This is a genomic window from Brevundimonas sp. (assembly GCF_032107865.1).
In the GTDB taxonomy this organism is placed as follows: domain Bacteria; phylum Pseudomonadota; class Alphaproteobacteria; order Caulobacterales; family Caulobacteraceae; genus Brevundimonas.
Genome location: NZ_DAMCNG010000060.1, coordinates 1 through 312 on the forward strand (window position 1 = coordinate 1; position 312 = coordinate 312).

The following is a 312-nucleotide window of genomic DNA, read 5'->3' on the forward strand; positions in this document are numbered from 1 at the left end:
CCTGCCGATCGAGAACCCTTCGACGGGCGAAGTCATGGGCGCTCTGGCCGCCGGGACCGCCGCAGACGTGGACGCCGCCGTCCAGGCCGCCCGGGCCGCCTTCGATGGAGACTGGGGTCGCATGACCGCCGTCGAGCGCGGCCGCATCCTGGCCCGCATGGGACGCGAGGTCGAAGCCCGCATCGACCTGCTCGCCGAACTTGAGGCGCTGGACGTCGGCAAGCCGCTGAAGCAGGCGCGCAACGACGTGATCGCCCTGGCCCGCTACCTTGAATTCTATGCTGGCGCAGCCGACAAATTGCACGGCGAAAC

1 protein-coding gene is annotated in these 312 nt (G+C 69.6%); it reads left to right on the forward strand.

The features are described 5' to 3' along the window. Positions 1 to 312, forward strand: a 312-nt coding sequence (locus RT567_RS07260; protein WP_313575408.1) for an aldehyde dehydrogenase family protein, incomplete at both ends; no start/stop codon positions are given.